Origin of the sequence: Butyrivibrio sp. WCD3002 (assembly GCF_000424265.1) — a bacterium.
Taxonomy (GTDB): domain Bacteria; phylum Bacillota; class Clostridia; order Lachnospirales; family Lachnospiraceae; genus Butyrivibrio.
In genome coordinates this window covers 229,474-246,332 of sequence record NZ_AUJO01000003.1, presented here as the reverse complement: position 1 = coordinate 246,332, position 16,859 = coordinate 229,474, and the positions used below count along the sequence as shown (strand labels likewise).

At 40.9% G+C, this 16,859-nt stretch carries 19 protein-coding genes and 2 tRNA genes; 15 read left to right on the top strand and 6 right to left on the bottom strand.

Going from position 1 to position 16,859, the window contains the following annotated elements; translation table 11 throughout:
* Positions 1-48 precede the first annotated feature (48 nt).
* The 5 genes from G608_RS22300 to G608_RS0106440 all read left to right on the top strand — a co-directional run bounded on the left by G608_RS22300 (position 49) and on the right by G608_RS0106440 (position 5,573).
* Positions 49-1,356, top strand: coding sequence for a CAP domain-containing protein (locus tag G608_RS22300; protein ID WP_051208936.1), 1,308 nt, complete (start codon positions 49-51; stop codon positions 1,354-1,356).
* A gap of 25 nt (positions 1,357-1,381) precedes the next feature.
* Positions 1,382-2,284, top strand: a complete 903-nt coding sequence (locus G608_RS0106455) for a serine O-acetyltransferase (RefSeq protein ID WP_026495349.1) — start codon at positions 1,382-1,384, stop codon at positions 2,282-2,284.
* A 128-nt stretch (positions 2,285-2,412) separates the two neighbouring features.
* Positions 2,413-3,735, top strand: a complete 1,323-nt coding sequence (locus G608_RS22295) for a flagellar hook protein FlgE (protein WP_051208935.1) — start codon at positions 2,413-2,415, stop codon at positions 3,733-3,735.
* A gap of 267 nt (positions 3,736-4,002) precedes the next feature.
* Positions 4,003-4,767, top strand: a complete 765-nt coding sequence (locus G608_RS0106445) for an adaptor protein MecA (protein WP_026495348.1) — start codon at positions 4,003-4,005, stop codon at positions 4,765-4,767.
* A complete protein-coding gene (locus G608_RS0106440; protein WP_026495347.1) occupies positions 4,761-5,573 on the top strand; it encodes a hypothetical protein in 813 nt (270 codons plus the stop codon). The genes G608_RS0106445 and G608_RS0106440 overlap by 7 nt, the downstream gene beginning before the upstream one ends.
* A gap of 8 nt (positions 5,574-5,581) precedes the next feature.
* Here the strand turns inward: G608_RS0106440 and G608_RS0106435 are convergent, their stop codons facing one another.
* Both G608_RS0106435 and G608_RS0106430 read right to left on the bottom strand, forming a co-directional pair.
* Positions 5,582-6,406 (bottom strand): hypothetical protein, encoded by an 825-nt coding sequence (locus G608_RS0106435; protein WP_026495346.1) that lies wholly within the window; start codon positions 6,404-6,406, stop codon positions 5,582-5,584.
* 18 nt (positions 6,407-6,424) lie between these two features.
* Positions 6,425-6,760, bottom strand: coding sequence for a PadR family transcriptional regulator (locus G608_RS0106430; RefSeq protein WP_026495345.1), 336 nt, complete (start codon positions 6,758-6,760; stop codon positions 6,425-6,427).
* Positions 6,761-6,952: 192 nt separating this feature from the next.
* Between G608_RS0106430 and G608_RS20175 the strand changes: the two genes are divergently transcribed.
* From G608_RS20175 to G608_RS23560, 4 genes are all read left to right on the top strand, one after another.
* Positions 6,953-8,536, top strand: a complete 1,584-nt coding sequence (locus G608_RS20175) for a SpoIIE family protein phosphatase (protein WP_051208933.1) — start codon at positions 6,953-6,955, stop codon at positions 8,534-8,536.
* Between the two features lie 154 nt (positions 8,537-8,690).
* Positions 8,691-10,712, top strand: a complete 2,022-nt coding sequence (locus G608_RS20170) for a hypothetical protein (protein WP_035794853.1) — start codon at positions 8,691-8,693, stop codon at positions 10,710-10,712.
* A 44-nt stretch (positions 10,713-10,756) separates the two neighbouring features.
* Positions 10,757-10,948: a flavodoxin family protein gene (locus G608_RS0106415; protein WP_026495344.1), complete on the top strand. Its 192-nt coding sequence runs from the start codon at positions 10,757-10,759 to the stop codon at positions 10,946-10,948.
* The gene (locus G608_RS23560; protein ID WP_207637685.1) at positions 10,915-11,091 is read left to right on the top strand and encodes a hypothetical protein; all 177 of its coding nucleotides are present in this window, start codon (positions 10,915-10,917) and stop codon (positions 11,089-11,091) included. The genes G608_RS0106415 and G608_RS23560 overlap by 34 nt, the downstream gene beginning before the upstream one ends.
* A gap of 34 nt (positions 11,092-11,125) precedes the next feature.
* Here the strand turns inward: G608_RS23560 and G608_RS0106410 are convergent, their stop codons facing one another.
* Positions 11,126-12,274, bottom strand: a complete 1,149-nt coding sequence (locus G608_RS0106410; protein WP_026495343.1) for a hypothetical protein — start codon at positions 12,272-12,274, stop codon at positions 11,126-11,128.
* Between the two features lie 220 nt (positions 12,275-12,494).
* On the opposite strand from G608_RS0106410, the gene G608_RS23185 reads away from it, so the two are divergent.
* Positions 12,495-12,665 carry a hypothetical protein gene (locus tag G608_RS23185; RefSeq protein WP_155833231.1) on the top strand — a complete coding sequence of 57 codons (171 nt, stop codon included), beginning with the start codon at positions 12,495-12,497 and terminating at the stop codon, positions 12,663-12,665.
* A gap of 112 nt (positions 12,666-12,777) precedes the next feature.
* The gene (locus G608_RS0106400; protein WP_035794851.1) at positions 12,778-13,263 is read left to right on the top strand and encodes a GNAT family N-acetyltransferase; all 486 of its coding nucleotides are present in this window, start codon (positions 12,778-12,780) and stop codon (positions 13,261-13,263) included.
* 513 nt (positions 13,264-13,776) lie between these two features.
* Here G608_RS0106400 and G608_RS0106395 read toward each other — a convergent pair.
* The 3 genes from G608_RS0106395 to G608_RS0106385 all read right to left on the bottom strand — a co-directional run bounded on the left by G608_RS0106395 (position 13,777) and on the right by G608_RS0106385 (position 14,398).
* Positions 13,777-13,860: transfer RNA gene (locus G608_RS0106395), tRNA-Leu, on the bottom strand.
* A 40-nt stretch (positions 13,861-13,900) separates the two neighbouring features.
* Positions 13,901-13,984 (bottom strand) — tRNA-Leu (locus tag G608_RS0106390).
* A gap of 78 nt (positions 13,985-14,062) precedes the next feature.
* Positions 14,063-14,398 (bottom strand): hypothetical protein, encoded by a 336-nt coding sequence (locus G608_RS0106385; protein WP_026495341.1) that lies wholly within the window; start codon positions 14,396-14,398, stop codon positions 14,063-14,065.
* A gap of 138 nt (positions 14,399-14,536) precedes the next feature.
* Here G608_RS0106385 and G608_RS0106380 point away from each other — a divergent pair, with 138 nt between their 5' ends.
* From G608_RS0106380 to G608_RS0106365, 4 genes are all read left to right on the top strand, one after another.
* On the top strand, positions 14,537-15,181 hold the full coding sequence (locus G608_RS0106380) for a hypothetical protein (protein ID WP_242829348.1): 645 nt from the start codon (positions 14,537-14,539) through the stop codon (positions 15,179-15,181).
* A 48-nt stretch (positions 15,182-15,229) separates the two neighbouring features.
* On the top strand, positions 15,230-15,982 hold the full coding sequence (locus G608_RS0106375) for an alpha/beta hydrolase (RefSeq protein ID WP_026495339.1): 753 nt from the start codon (positions 15,230-15,232) through the stop codon (positions 15,980-15,982).
* Complete coding sequence (gene dtd, locus G608_RS0106370; protein ID WP_026495338.1) at positions 15,979-16,431, top strand: D-aminoacyl-tRNA deacylase; 453 nt, start codon at positions 15,979-15,981, stop codon at positions 16,429-16,431. Before G608_RS0106375 ends, dtd begins: the two co-directional genes overlap by 4 nt.
* 98 nt (positions 16,432-16,529) lie before the next feature.
* Complete coding sequence (locus tag G608_RS0106365) at positions 16,530-16,751, top strand: hypothetical protein (protein WP_026495337.1); 222 nt, start codon at positions 16,530-16,532, stop codon at positions 16,749-16,751.
* Positions 16,752-16,859: the final 108 nt, after the last annotated feature.

Below are 16,859 nucleotides of genomic sequence, written 5' to 3'. Positions count from 1 at the left end.
AATATGATATAGTAATAAGAACAATTATCAGATAATTGAGGAGCCGATATGAAAAAGAGTAGGGGAGAGAAAAGGTTTTTATCAGCTGTTATTCTGACAGCCATGCTGGGCACTTTTTGTTGTTCTGATTGTGGCAGCATGATTTTTTCAGAAAATAAGGCGGCACTTGTGGTGCATGCAAAGGAAAATGAAATAAAGGTTTCTCAGCCTGTAATAAAGGGCTGTGACAACAAATATGACGGTATGATCATAAGGTGGAGCGAAGCTGAAAATGCTGAAGGCTATAATGTCTACAGAAGGACCAGATCCACGCAGCCCTGGACACTTCTTGCCACCGTTCCGGCAGGGACACTTTCCTATAAGGATAACGACACCATGAAGGATGGAGGACTGTACACCTACATGGTTCAGGCCTTTAACGGAACAATTCTTTCAAAGGAATCCGCACCTAAAACCTTTAACAGGGTAAATATCACTCTTGCCAGGGTGAAGGTGGCCTATAAGCAAAAAAGCGCCAGAGAAATGCTTAAGATGATAAATGATTTCAGACGAGGTCCTGATGCATGGGCGTGGAATGCCACCAATACCACAAAGGTGTATATATCAGGACTAAGCAGACTGTCCTATGACTATGCTCTTGAAAAAATAGCCATGACAAGAGCTGCCGAGGTTGCAGTAAATTTTTCACATGAGAGACCAAATGGCGGAAACTGCTTTTCTGCTCTGGACGAAGCCGGTTACGTATACACAGCAGCCGGTGAAAACATTGCCTACGGTTTTAAGACGGCGAAGGCTGCCTTTGCTGCTTTTCAGGAAAATGACAACAAGTATATAGGGCAGGGACATAGAAGAAACATGCTTAACAAGGATTACAATGTCTGTGCCATAGGTCACGTCAAGGTAAACGGTGTTCATTACTGGGTTCAGGAGTTTGCCAATACCACAGAGGATTCCGATTATACCAAGACTCAGAGTGCCACTCTTAAGGTAGATATGGAGATAGCATCTGAGGATCTTTCAAGCTATAAAAAGGCACTTAAGCCCATACTTGTAAAATATAAGGATTATCCTCCGACAAAATCGCAGATAGTGGCTGCAGAGCCTGCAAAGAAGAAGGTAACGCTTTCTTTTACTAGATCTGTGGGCGCGCAGGGCTACGAAATATATCGCTCCGAAAAGAAAAAAACAGGGTACAAATTTATAAAACGTATCGGCAAACAGGACAAACTGACGTATACTGATAAAAAGTTATCTTCTAAAAAGAAGTATTACTATTACGTCGTGCCATACAGAATATCTCACGATACTTATGTATATGGCAAAAAGTCAGATGTGATAAAGGTTAAGACACGCTAGGTTGATACGCAGGCAGGAGGAAGAAATGGATATAGTGGAAAACCAGAATTTAAGGAATGAAATAGAGAACATAGTTGGACTTATTCTGGATGACTATAAAAAGGGCAGAGATGTGGATCAGATTGATGTTTTTAATCAGCCTGACAGAGATGCGGTAATCGATATTGTTAATAAGCTTCTTCGTATTCTTTTCCCGGGATATTATAGGGATAAGGTCTACAGGAGCTATAGCGATAACAACAGAATGGGTATCATCATTGAAGATGTCATCTACAATCTTCAGAAGCAGATTGCCATTGCCTTCAGACATGCTAAAGACTATGAGAATGCAACAGACGACACACTTAGCTGCGGCGCAAGATGCATAACCCTTGAGTTTTTCAAGAAAATCCCACATATAAGAGAGCTTGTTGATACAGATCTGCAGGCATCCTATGATGGCGATCCTGCTGCTTACAGCAAGGAGGAAATAATACTTTCATATCCGGGACTACTGGCAAGTACCATTAACAGAATGGCCCATGAGCTTTATCTTCTGGAGGTTCCGCTTATTCCTAGGATCATGACAGAGTATGCTCATTCAAAGACGGGAATCGACATTCATCCCGGTGCAACCATTGGAAAATATTTCATGATCGATCATGGTACAGGCATAGTTGTTGGTGAAACCTCGATCATCGGAGAGCATGTAAAAATCTATCAGGGTGTTACCATAGGTGCGCTTTCCACAAGAGGTGGTCAGTCCCTTAAGGGAGCAAAGAGACACCCCACCATCGAGGATAATGTAACGATTTATGCTGGTGCTTCAATACTTGGCGGTGAGACCGTGATTGGTCACGACAGTGTGGTAGGCTCCAATGCTTTCATCACATATTCAATCGAACCCGGGTCCCGCGTCAGCATGAAAAAACAGGAACTTGAATTATAATAACGAACTTCGCTCATTAAATAAATTATGGGCGAAGTTCTTTTTTATACTAAAGTATCTAAACACGCTTACCGATAATATAGATGTAGGTAAAACTATATTCTTTTTTCATGGAAAGCGGTGAGTATATGGTTAGATCATTATGGTCAGGAGTAGCAGGACTTAAGACACATCAGCAGAAGATGGACGTAATAGGTAACAATGTTGCTAACGTAAATACTACATCTTATAAATCGCAGCAGACCACCTTTGGTGATCTGTTATATCAGACAAGCAGAAGAGCAAACGGCGCTTCAGCTGTAAGAGGCGGAACCAATGCAAGACAGGTAGGTCTTGGTGTAAGAACCGGTGCCATAATGACAAATGTAGGAAAACAGGGATCAATCCAGACCACAGATAATGCACTGGATGTAAGTATCACCGGCGATTCCTTCTTTATGGTAGAAAATGCCAGCGGACAGATGAACTACACAAGAGATGGTTCATTTTCCGTTGATGCCAACGGATATCTGGTTACAAGATCCAATGGATATTATGTAAGAGGCATCACACAGGAAGGCGGAGACGCCACAAATACTGAAAGAATACAGGTGCTTCCTCTTGATGATGACGGAAATCTCATAAATCTTGCAGGACAGGCTACGACCTATGCAAGAATTACAGGAAATATAAGCAGAACAGATAATCTGCTTGCTTCAGAAAACGGACGTACACTGAATCTTGAGTTCTATGGAACTGACGGCAAGACCTATACTGCAAGATTCCAGTTTACCAATGCGGGAGATGACAATGATACTACATATCAGGCTAATCTTACTGCTATCTATGATGAAAACCACAAACGTATAGAAGGCGGTATTCCTGAAGATATGAGTGTTGCCCTTAACTATGATCCTGCAACAGGAAAGTTTGTATCAGCAAACGGTGCAGCCAACGGACAGGTTGAGCTCACCTTCCTTGGCGATGCAGCGGCAGCAGGAACCATCACACTGGACTTTTCAGGTACAACCAATTATGCACCGTTAAACGGAGCAACAAGCTCAAGTCTTGAAGCTCACAGAGGTGATATTGAAGGTAACTACGAGGGCTATCCTGAAGGAATGATGAAGAACTTTTCAATAGGTCAGGATGGTACTATCACAAGATATTACAGTAATGGACAGACCAGATTTGCAGGTAAGATAGTAGTTGCAGAGTTTGCCAACGTTACAGGTCTTGCGAAGGAAGGTGAAAACCTCTATTCCGCAACCGGAAACTCAGGTGCCGCACAGCTCATGTTCGTCACAGATGACGGCGGATACATGACATCCGGAACCCTTGAGATGAGTAATGTGGATCTTTCCACAGAGTTTACGGATATGATCACCACCCAGCGTGGTTTCCAGGCAAACAGTCGCGTTATTACTGTCACAGACACTCTGCTCGATGAGCTTAGACAGCTGAAACGCTGATAAAACCTGCAAAATTGAACATTGATAATAAACCCGGAATAAGATCTTTTTTAACAAAAAAACCTTATTTCGGGTTTTATATTTATAAATAATCGTACAGAAAATGTGTAATAAAATAGGGGACATAGACCGAAATATATAGTACAATAAGTATAGGAAAAGTGAATATTGCGACAATTAGCACTCGGTACTAGACAGTGCTAACAAAAGGGGATATAATCATTAGCATATCATTTTTAGCTATACGCAGGAAGGAGATGAGGCTATATGGTAATCGTTAAAATGAACAATACTACAGTTGAATGCAGTATTGCTGCATCAGAACTTCGTGAAATCGGCCTCACCCCTGAAGCAATCATGAATGGTGAGAAGAAAACCGTACCTTTCATGGCACAGCTGAACAGGGAAGTTGGTGAACAGCTGGGATTTAATCCCGAAACAGAAGTTCTAATGATGAGCAAGAACATGATGATGGACGGAAGTGTCCGCATTTTTGCAATTAAGATGTCCAATGAAGATATCCAGAAATCCGCAGACAGGATCCGCGGCTCGGCAGAGGCGATTCTCAGAGAGATGACCCAGGAGAGAGTTGATGCGATCAAGCGTAAGACCGGTATGGAGAAGGGACAGGCTCTTAATGAGATGATAGGCCAGGTATCTGAGCTTATCGAGCAGATTTATGATCAGGATGAGGTTCAGGAGCCTGAGATCGAGGCTATTGCTAAGCACATCGTTAATACTGAGCGCTACATGGCGAAGTTTTCCGATATCAATTCTGCTGCACGCTTTTCCAAAATTGCATTTAGTCTGCCCATTACAGCGTCAAAGCTTTACAAAGAGAATGATTCCTACTATCTGACCTTTGTGCTTGAGCCTGACAATGAGAATACAGTATATGATCTTAGAAGAAGCGGACTTGAGTATGCAGACGATCTTGTGATGAATTCTGCAGAACAGACACATGTTGAGGAGACAGGTAAATGCATTATCAAAGAGGATGCATTGTTACACCTTAGAGATATGATATGCTGATAATTGATTTCACAGGAATTTATGAGAACGAGGGATTTACTTTTCATGCAGAAGGAGACCCTCGTTCTCTTTTGCGTTTAAATGATGTCACAGGGACCAACTGTATCTGTGACGATTTTGCATGGGAAAAAATAAAGGAAAGACTCGTGGAGCTTGATAAGCTGCCATATATTCGTTTTTTTGACTCGGGGAATTATCATTACATGTCCAAGGTTTTGATGGATGTAATGAATGAAATGGAAAAGCTTCCGGAATTTGACCTCGTAATGTTTGATCACCACCCGGATATGAAGTGGACATCCTATGGTGAGATTTTATCCTGCGGAAGCTGGGTTTTGAATGCCCTTAAGGATATCAGTTCGCTCAGAAATGTGTATATCATAGGCGCTGATGAAAAACTCATAAAAGAAGTTCAGGATGAACATCCGGAGTATGAGAACAGAGTGACCTTTTTGCGGGATATGGAGTCTTTTTGGGCTGCCAGAGGAAATAATAACGAGGCATCAGATGGTAACGGTGCAGATTCCCGGGCAGATGAAGAGACCGTCAGGAAAGTCTATATATCGGTAGATAAGGATGTGATTTCCCGGGATGAGCTTGCAACCAACTGGGATCAGGGCGAGATGACCATAGATGAATTAAAAAAGGCCCTGGAAGACCTGAAAAACAGGTTCGAGGGCAGAATACTTGCGGTTGATGTTTGCGGCGAATGTACCCCTGACTCAGAGGATTTGTTCACTGAGCAGGGCGTAGCATCCAGTAACCGTGTAAATCAAATGATATGCGATGTTTTTTCGGAAAACTGACTTTTCAGTTATGCCGCCATTTTGTTGTTAAGTGAAAGCAGGTGCTCATAGGCATGGGTTTTGCTTCCGGCAGTTATAATAAAGTAAACTCCAAGACCTGTAAGGTTGAAGATCATAGCGGGGCCAAGGCCTGCAGTTAAGAATAAGTGAGCGGACATTGAACCAAATACGCTGACAGGTACTACACTTATAATGCAAAGGCCGATTCCCACAACCAGTGAAAAGGTCTTTTTGAGGCGGGACTGTTCAAGCTTGTTTTTAAGGAAGTTCTCGGTTTCTCCATCTACTGCGCAAAGCTCTCTTTTAAGAAATTTCCATTCCTTCATTTTATGGCCGGAGAGAATGATAAGTCCGACGCCTATTGCGGTTGACAGGAAAAGAAATCCAACGCCAAGTCCTCCAAGCATCTCAGAGAAGGAGTTGTTTCCAAATATATAACGGAAGCTCTCACCAATAACAGGGCCTGCAGGTGATATTATGCAAAACAGTATTCCGAGTGCCAGAATCATTTTGGACAGGGCACAGTCACCAACGTAGTCAGCTGCTTCATCAAAAGATACAAGACGTCTGTATACAGTGTTTGTTTCCACTATACCTACCGGCTTTTCCGGCTGCTTCGTAGTACGAAGGCTGAGGCTCTCTGCCAGCTCTTCGGGTGTTCCAAGTTCACTTATTATTGTTCCTATAACCTCGTTTTTGGGCATCCCCGTTGATATGAGTTCGTTGTACTTATCCTCTGACATAGATAAAAGCTCAGATTTAGCCTTCCTTATCTCCATGGTGTCAGGAAAATTTGTAAACATTGTCTCTAAATAATTTTTTATTGTCTCCATATATATGAACCCCTTTCCCTATTGTGCATCCGATATGAATCGTTCGATTACATCTTTGGTCAATTGCCATTCTTCACATTTTTCTTTGTAATAACTCTTCCCTGAATCCGTTATCCTGTAGTAAGTCCTTCGCTTGCCATTTTCAGCTTCCTGACTGAAGGATGTTATATATCCGTTTTTCTCAAGCCTGGTAAAAGCAGAATAGAGCGTGGTTTCTTTTATCAGATATTTGTTGTCGGAGAGAGTTTTGATATTCTTGGATATTTCGTAACCATAAGATGGTTCTTTTATCAGAAAAAATAAGATTATGGTGTCGTTATACCCGCGAATAACATCACTGCTGATTTCCTGCATGATCTATCCCTTTTGTAGAAATGCGATTATTTGCGGTTTATGTTGCTATTTGGTATTACTACGACCATCGTTACTACGACTGTCATAGTAAATATAATACGACTGTCGTAGTATGTCAATAAAAAATCGTAACAAAACCTATAAATGTCTGATATTATAAATCTATAAAGCTTTTGAGGGGTAGCATTCGTAATGAAAATCAAATGGAATATTAATAAAAAGGCCATCGCCGGAATCGTGGTTTTTACGCTTTTCTTTGGGGCTCTTACCTGCACAGCAGGTACCTGGATTTTTGACAGGGCCATCGAGAAAATGTACAACGACAGGGGATATGTGCTGGCAAATATTATCCTGAATGAAATCGATCATGACAAGATTGCCGAGTATACCAGAACCTGGGAGGCGGATGATTATTACCATTGGATGGAAGAGTACCTTCGAAGAATAGAAGAATATTCGGGTGCTGCTTTTATCTATATAGCTGTTCCTTATGAAGATAAGACCATGAGATATGTCTACGATTCTGATACCTTTATCGGAGATATGGATCCAATCGCGGCATCCTTTGAAGAGATATGGACTGCGTATACCGAGGGGGAGAGACCATCAAGCTATCTTGTTAGAAGATCCAAAAAATACGGATATCTCACATCGAGCTGTCTTCCTGTTAAGGACAGTACCGGACAGGTGGCTGCTCTTTTATTTGTTGATACATATATGGATGTGATCATATCCACTCTTCTGAAATATGTTTTTAACATTACGGTTATTACGCTTGTTTTGCTTGTGATTTTCTGCGTCTTGAACTGGATAGTCATGCGTAAAAACTTTATTGATCCCATAATGCTGATAAGAGACAGCGTCGGGAAATTTGCTAAAGGCAGCGCACAGGCAGATGATTCTCTTAATAAAATAAAGTCCGGTGATGAAATTGAGGATCTGGCAAAATCCGTCCATGATATGGAAAAGGAGATCATCAACTATATCGATGATATTAAGAGCATTACCGCAGAGAGGGAGCGAATCGGAGCTGAGCTGAACGTGGCAACAAGAATTCAGGCTGATATGCTGCCTAGTATTTTTCCTCCTTTTCCCGACAGAGATGCTTTTGATATCTATGCTACAATGTCTCCCGCCAAGGAAGTGGGCGGTGACTTTTATGATTTTTTTCTTATAGATGATGATCATATAGCAATGGTTATGGCGGATGTATCCGGAAAAGGTGTACCTGCAGCGCTTTTCATGGTTATTGCGAAGACCCTTATTAAAAACAGAAGTATGATGGATGAGAAGATGTCTCCCGCCCAAATACTGTATGATGTAAACAATCAGCTCTGTGAAGGTAACGATTCGGATATGTTTGTGACTGTGTGGCTGTGTATCATTGAGCTGTCCACAGGAAAAGGAATTGCATCTAATGCAGGTCATGAGCATCCGGCGATAAAGCATGAGGGCGGACAATACAGCTTTAAGGAATACAAGCACTCTCTGGCAGTTGCGGTATTTCCTGAGACAAAGTTTGAAGAGCATGAATTTCAGATTATGCCCGGTGATTCAATATTCGTCTATACGGATGGTGTAGTGGAAGCGACAAATGTAGCTGATGATCTCTATGGAACTAAGAGACTTCTTGATGCTCTTAATATCGAGCCTGATGCAGACGCCAAACAGCTACTTACAAATGTTAAAAAGAATGTGGAAGAATTCGTCGGTGTAACCTCTCAGTTTGATGATATGACGATGATGTGCTTTAAGTATTACGGCGAAAATAAATAGGATGGTTCAAACTCCCTGACTCACAGAAAAATGTGGGTTCGGGAGTTTTTATACTTTCTTAATAGATATTGAATGGTGTTTTGTTTCATAATTCATATATAAAGGTAAATAGAATTTTTCACTGTTGACATTGTTTTTTTATGAGGAGAAGGATATGGCAAATTTTACTAGTGTACAGGGAAAAAATCCTACCGAAATGTTAGAGTCGCTGGAAAGCAAAATGAAAGATCAGGCGGCTTTTGAAAAAATGAAAGTTGATGAGAAGATGCAGCTATTTGCAGATTATCTGTATTTTCAGGGAATTCAGATAATCGGTCAAGGCGATGATTTTTCTTTGCACAGACAGATAAATCATCATATGCTTGGGAGTTCATATCGCAGGCTTGCCCAGTATGTTACATCAGGTGAGGAATGTCTTAAGGAGCTTCAGGATCCGATATGGATGAAGATGGCTTATAGAGACAGAGTAAGCACTCAGGATATGATCGATTTGGGTAAGATCAATGCCAGAGAATATGATGATGGCATTGAAAAGGGGCAGGTCACCCAGATGCGTGAAAATCGTCAAAAGAAAATTCAGGCTGCCCGCGATAAGAGAGCTGCGCAGGAAGTAGCTGATGCTGAGAACAGGAAAAGAGAAGAACAGCAGGAAAAGGAGCGGGAAGAGCGCAGAATTAAAGAAGAACAGAGAAGAAAAGAAGAAGAGGAAGAACTAAAAAGGCAGGAAGAGGAAGCACGCAAGGAGAGAGAAGAGCAGGAGAAAAAAGAAGCCGAAGAAGAAAAAAAGAGGGAAGCGGAGCGTAAGGAGAGAGAGGAACGCGAAAAGAAGGAAAAGGAAGAGCGCGAAAAGTTAGAAGCAGCACAGCGTGATAAAAAGGAAAAAGAGGATAATGAGCGCAGGGAAAAAGAGCGCCTGGAAGAAGAGCGCAGGGAAAAAGAGCGCAAGGAGAGGGAAGAACTTAGGGAAAAAGAACTAAAGGAGAATGAAGAGCGCAGGGAAAAAGAACGTAAGGAGAGAGAAGAGCGCGAAAAGATAGAGAATGAAGAACGCCGGAAAAGGGAAGCAGAAAAGCGTGAAAAAGAACAAGCCGATAGGCAGAAGAAAATAGAAGAATTAGGAAACAAGATCAAAGATAAAGATTTTGCCGGCTTGAATGCTACCGAGAAGAGAAATATCATTAAGCAATATTTAACGGAAAAGGCAAAGACAGACCCTAAATATCAAGAGTCTGAAAGCAGTAGGCTTGAAGCAAGAATCAAAGGCTCAAGTGAAATTATGCTGGCCATAAATAAACTAATGGAAGTGACCGGCAATAATGGAGAGTCTCTTGTAGATGAGCTGGATAACAATTTATATCTTCAGACGGAAATAAAGAGGGGTATACTAATTTCGAATAAAGAAGCGAATAAGATAAGCCCCGGTCAGCAAGGTTTCCATGAAAAGCTTGACAGAAAGTATTCCGTCAATAATCCGGGTCAAATAAGTAATGATACCAAGAGCAAAATTGATTATAGCAGTCTGAGTAGGCATGGCATTATTGAGCATACCGGTAATATCAATGGCATTACTAATGCAGGCGAAGAGAAAACGGATTCTAAGAATGGGGCTGAAAGAATCAGTGAGCTGGATAGCATTATCAGAAGAGCAGATGGAGCACAGAAAAATGTATGGTTTGGAAGCGGACAGTATGATGATTCTGTAACTGCTATCAAAGAATTAAAACAGAATTATGAGCTCCACAAAGAAGGATTTGTTATTGATAAGAACCAATTGAGAAGTGATATTGAAAAAGCGGAGCGGAATATTCAGTCATATTTCAACAGAAAGATGGATAGGAAGGAGCTGACCGAGAATGGAGCATTTACAAATAAAACCGATGAGAAGTCTAAGAGACGTATCGGCGTAATGCAGGATTCTGTAAAGCTCCTTGCTGATATGCGCAAAGAACTTGGTCTTGAACGATCCATCATCATTGATAGAGGCATGAAAAAGGATGGTCCTGTTAATTCGTTATCCTATAATGATATGCTAAATAAGCATGGTGTCAGTCAGAATAAAAATACCGGCAGCAAACGAAAAGACAATGCAAAAGAAAGAGTTAATCCTATGAAGGAAGATGACATAAGAAAAAGCTTTAACAGCAGCAGAAGTTCCTTCTCAAATAATGGTTTTTGATAGTGTCAGATTAAGTAATATACAAAGTATTGGAGGTGGACCAAATGAGTAAGGTACTATTGCTGAATGGAAGCGCGCACCAGCACGGTTGTACGGCGACTGCACTGGATGAAATGATCAAAGTGTTTGAGAAGGAAGGCATCGAGACGGAGCTGATTCAAGTGGGAACAAAAGATATCCGAGGATGCATTTCCTGCGGAAAATGCAGCGAAACAGGAAAGTGGGTGCGTCAGTAGTAAGCTGTAGAAGAGGCGGAAACACTGCAGATATTTTCCATAATAGTATCATGCTTCGCATTATCCTCTCGATTCCAAAGGATCTTAAGGATATTCCTGTATCTTACAAAAAGCAGATACAGGAATCGATAAAAAGAGCTTGATGATTATGTAATCTCAAATTCTTTGCTTAGCTCATTATTTCATGATGTTACTGCTTTTTATTTCAGGACCTTCGATTTTCTCTCCGGTAGCAATCTGCTTGCTGGTTGAGTTCTGCCTGATTCTTGAGTGCCTGTTGGATTCATGTTTATCTGCCACACCTTCAAGTTTCATAAGACCATCCAGATTAGTGGCATTTACTACTCCAATATGAGGATTTTTCTTGAAGGAGCTGATAGCCTTCTGTATACTCCTGGAATTTGAAAGCCTGGTGTGTCCATTACCGATTGACCAGCCTCTTGTGATGTTATCCTTTTTTTCATAGGCCTTGGCAGTTCTGTCAGCCTCTGATAAAGCTGAGAGAAGTTCATTCAGGGTATTGCCGTTATTGAGGTTTGTGGCTTTGACAGCATTGTCAAGAGCGTCCTTCATGGCATTGTACTCAGGTGAGTTGTCCTCTCTTTTTCTGTTTGTATAGGTACCTTCGAGAGCCTTCTTTTTCTTCATAAGGCTATCCCTGAGAGCAGCAACTGCAGATCTCTGATCAGGATCAAGGGCTTCGATCATCGGATTATCAGCGGGATCTTCTTTGATCTTGCCGCTCTTTATGGCTTCTTCTTTTTCCTTCTGAGCTTTCTCAGCTTCAGCGGCTGCCTGCTCTTGCTCTCTCTGCTTAATAACCTCCGGTGTGGCCGGAATAATCTCATGCATTTCGTTATTAATCATGACAGACATCTTGATCTTGCCTTGAGCCAGGTCACCATCTGTCATATTGATAGCCATATGTGCTAATACTGAATTGATATATTTTTGCTCATTTCCGTCACCAAAATAACTGTAGTCGCGTGAAGTTCCAAAAGGTATTCCATAGGCGGCTGCATAATTCATCTTCTGGCCGTCTTTCTCAACGATCACATTTTTAAGGAGATAATTCAGCATATTTGTTGATAGCTGATCAGAAATCTCATCGCTCATTCCGGGCACACCCTCAAAGGTGTCATAGATCATCTGGCTACACATCTCGCCCTTGTATTTAGATAATTGGTTTCCGGCCTTGATTATGTTTTGGTAGCCATTGCCGCGCTGTATTTCCTTATCGGTTGATGTGGCAGTATCCCATAGTTTCTTTCTGTCTGCTTCCTCTATGTCTTCTACTAAATTTGTTGCAGCATAACGCTTAGGCATTATTTTATCCTCCTGAAATTTTATTATTCGGCACTTTGAACCGTTAACTTTTTTATTTCATACATATATATATGATTACTAATTAAAAATCCCACGCATATTATTATATTTTTTTTAATAAAAGATTAAACATTATTTTTGTGGGATATCACATAATTCCACAGAGATGATATTATTGAATGAAAGGTAAGATAATAATCGCAGTTTGTGGAGGAGAGCTATGAACAGATCAGAATTGTTTGCAAGTATTTTGATGGAAAAGAATGATGAAAAGCTACATAAGTTTATAGATGAGATGTCAGAACGTGATGCTAAATACATGCTGTTTAGTCTTACAAGGACTGTTCAGAAGCATGCACCGGCAGGAATGATTGAGCCACTTTCATTTTAAAGAGATGGTGGCAAGATTTTGATGTTATCCGGATAAACGTGAATTTACGCTGATCATAGTAAAGAAACGAATCAGATTCAAAGATATTCAATATGAGAAGGAGATTAGCACAATGAAGCCAGAACGGGATATAGTATATAAAAGACTAACTGAGAACGAATTAAGCAGAATCGTCAAAATGAGAATAGACCAGTTGACGGAGGAATACACATCACAGGGCAGGACTGTTCCGGAAGGCGTAGACCTTGAGGATGCTCTATTTGATTTTTACAAAAGAAATATGGCTGCCGGCACTTATGTTTCATGGCTTGCCTTCGATGGGGACAAAATTGTTGGGACAAGCGGAATGTCTTTTGCAGAGAAACCACCATACTTTGCCTGCCCATCAGGTAAACTGGGGATTTTATCAAGCATGTATACAGATCCCGATTACAGGAGAGTGGGAATTGCCACAAACCTCCTGGATAGAGTTGTAAATGAAGCAAAAGCCTATGGCTGCGGAACAATCTATATCACAGCTTCGGATATGGGTGTTAAGTTGTATGAATCATATGGATTTAAACATAATGGTAATTTCATGCAGTTTAACTTTTCATGAATAAGACTAATGACGAATCGCAGGAAGCTGCAGATTCAAAACCCCTGATTTTTCTAGGGGTTTGTTACCTAAAATGCATTTGATCTGTTGAAATGGTGCGATTAGAACTTTCAAACAGGCTAAAATGGGCTACATAACCTGTTGAAATATCTCTATTAGTGCTTCACAACAGACCAAAATGTCAGGGTGGTCATACCTTCGTAATGAAAGTAGTAGAATATAAAAAATGCAAAATATGGCATTTCTTCACTCTCTAACAGAAGAAAACTATGATGCAATCAAAAAACTGATAAGATCAGAATTAAGTGAATAATTCATTGGATAGGGGGAAGCAGCGGAAAATCAATATTAGCTAAATCGTTGCAAGAGCGGAAGATGGGTTGCTGCGTGCCTGTGGCACGCGTTTAGCAACGACCGGAGCGAAGCGGAGATTGAACCTAGGGTTCAATGTTCGCTTCCGCACTGTAATACAAAAGATGGTCAGCTTTATGCTGACCATCTTTTGTATTACAGTGCGGAAGAAGGGACTTGAACCCTCACGATGTAAACATCACAAGATCCTTAGTCTTGCTCGTCTGCCAATTCCGACACTTCCGCATTTAACATATTAAGTTCAGTTGCTTTAGTTGAAAACTGATGCAGGAAAAGGGACTTGAACCCTCATGATATTGCTATCACACGGACCTGAACCGTGCGCGTCTGCCAATTCCGCCATTCCTGCAAACAACAATAGTTATTCTATCTATTATGCTTCATTTTGTCAACGATATTTTATTATATCAAGAGCTTTTTATGCATTTTATTCCACATTCAGTTTGTCTGCTGCTTTGAACAAATCACCAAGTATATGGAACTTCTGACAGTATTGAAGAATTGAGATAATAAGGAGTAGTATACTGATCAGAACCGTAATCAGATTAAGCGGTGTAGGATTTGCCAGAATTCCAACTACACATATCGTAAGTCCTACAATGAGCGCTGCCATAATAATGATTCTTCTAAGCAGTTCCTGATGAATGGCATCAATTAGCATTTGAATCTCTTTTTTCTCTGCAAGAATCTCTTCGTCGGATAAAAGTTCTGTCTCGAGCTTTTCGACCCTCTTTAATCTGTCGCGAATTCTTTTTTCCATCATGTTAAAATTCTCCCCATTTTTATCCCGGAAAGGATATACTTAATATTGTTATATAATATACCATTTGGCGCAAAAATGCTAATATGCCCGGCAGGTGTTAAAATGAAATGTACTGAATAATTATTGTTAAGGAGTTTTATGAGTTATAACAAATCCCTGGATTTTCTGGAGATGATAAAAAATACATCATCAAAGTCTTCAAAAAAGGCAGAAAAGAAAACACCATCATCTGTAATCGCAGTTATCGACACAGAAACCAACTGGCATGATGAAGTAATGTCAATAGGAATTGCCCTTGCTGATGCAAAGACCTTCAGGTGTATTGATCTAAGATATTACATACTAGAGCCTGAGATATTTGTTGGAGGAATGTTTGACAGTGTCCTCTATATCGCCAAGGATGCCACACAGCTTAAGGGTGACAGGAAAAAGGTGATGAGGGATATCGGCAATTACCTTAGAGAAAAAGGTGCAGGATCCATTTTTGCCTATAATGCCAGATTTGACTATGGTCACATGCCGGAGCTTTCTGATTTTGAATGGTTCGACATTATGAGACTTGCTGCTTACAAGCAGTATAATAAAAGTATTCCTGCAACCGCAGAGTGTTGCAAGACAGGCAGACTTAAGAGAGGCTACGGCGTGGAAGAGATTTTAAGGATGCTTGGCCACGGCTCAAATTATTGCGAGACCCACAACGCAGTGAGGGATGCAGAGGATGAACTGAAGATAATGGAACTTATGGGGCAGCCACTTGAAGCCTATGAGTGTGCAAGACTTTAAGCTATAAATACACATGATAATAATTTACTAAAACGGAGGAGACAGAAAATGTATATTACTGACGACGGAATAAGGCTTAATGCGAAAATCGATATGCCTAAAAACGGCGCTGAGAAATGCCCGCTTTGCATCATAATTCACGGCTTTACAGGCCACATGGAGGAGAGACATATCATAGCAGCTCAGGAAGCTATGAATGAAGTTGGCTTTGCTACCCTCAGAGTTGAAATGTATGGACATGGTAACAGTGACGGCGAATTCAAAAATCATACACTGTATAAGTGGCTTACAAATGCAATGGCAGTTATGGATTATGCAAAGACTCTGGATTTTGTGACAGATATTTATGTAGCAGGTCATTCTCAGGGCGGACTTACGGCTATGCTCCTTGCAGGAATGGAGAGAGATAAGATCAAGGCACTTCTTCCTCTTTCACCGGCCCTGGTAATCCTTGAGGGCGCAAGAAAAGGTAACCTTCTTGGACAGCCTTTTGATCCTGATCATATTCCGGATGAGCTCTTTTCATGGGATGGCAGGAGCCTTAGCGGAAACTACATACGCGCAGCCCAGACACTTCATGTGGAAGAAGCTATAGAAAAATATGATGGACCTGTACTTATCGTTCATGGCGACGAGGATGAGGCAGTTCCTGTACAGTATTCAATCGATGCTGCAAAGCTTTATAAAAACTGCAAGCTGGTTCTTATCCCGGGCGATACACATTGCTACGACAACAGCCTTGAAAAAGTTACAGATGCCATTAAGAGCTTTTTAACAGAACTTACGGAAGGAGCAAAATGAGAGCGGTAGTAACAAGAGTTTTATCAGCATCAGTCACGATAGATGGGAAAAAGGTATCTGAAATCGGAAACGGATTTCTTGTTCTTTTGGGTGTACGAAGTGATGATACTGAGGCAGAAGCCATAAAGGTTGCGGATCGTATTTGCGGTCTTCGTGTTTTTGAGGATGAAAACGGCAAGATGAATATCGGCCCTGCAGATGCGGGAGCAAAGCTTCTTATAGTCAGTCAGTTCACTCTTTATGCAGATGTTTCTTCCAGAAGACCCGGTTTCACCGACGCAGCAAAGCCCGCTATCTCAGAGCCATTATATGAACTGGTGGTCTCAGAATGCAGGAATAAGGGCTTCGAAGTTCAGACAGGAGAATTCGGTGCCGACATGAAGGTTGAGTCTGTAAATGACGGCCCGGTAACAATTCTGATAGATACAGATAACCTTAAGAAAAAATAGAAGAGATAATAGTTTATAAAATTTTTAGAATTGGCTCACATTTTTTAAACATTTCGAATGTAAGATGGTTTCATGACTTGCAAAGGAGAGGACGTCATATGAAAACGAGCGATACTTACATTGCAGAATTTGTTGGGAACTACACAAGAAGAAAAGGCTACCCGCCTACGGTGGAGGAACTCGTTGAAGTATTTGGATTTGTCAATGTGACAAAATCGCTGTATTATGTAATCAGCCTGTACAGAATAGGGATGATCAGAAACAGCATGTATTTTGGCACAAGAGACCTGCAGTTACTCCCTATGAAGGCTGAGCGGTAATTTATTCATTTTGAAAACTAAATAATGTAAATATAAAACTGTCTGCAAGGGTGCATGAATACTATCATTGTGGACAGTTTTTTTATTTATGCAAATCAGTGCATAAAA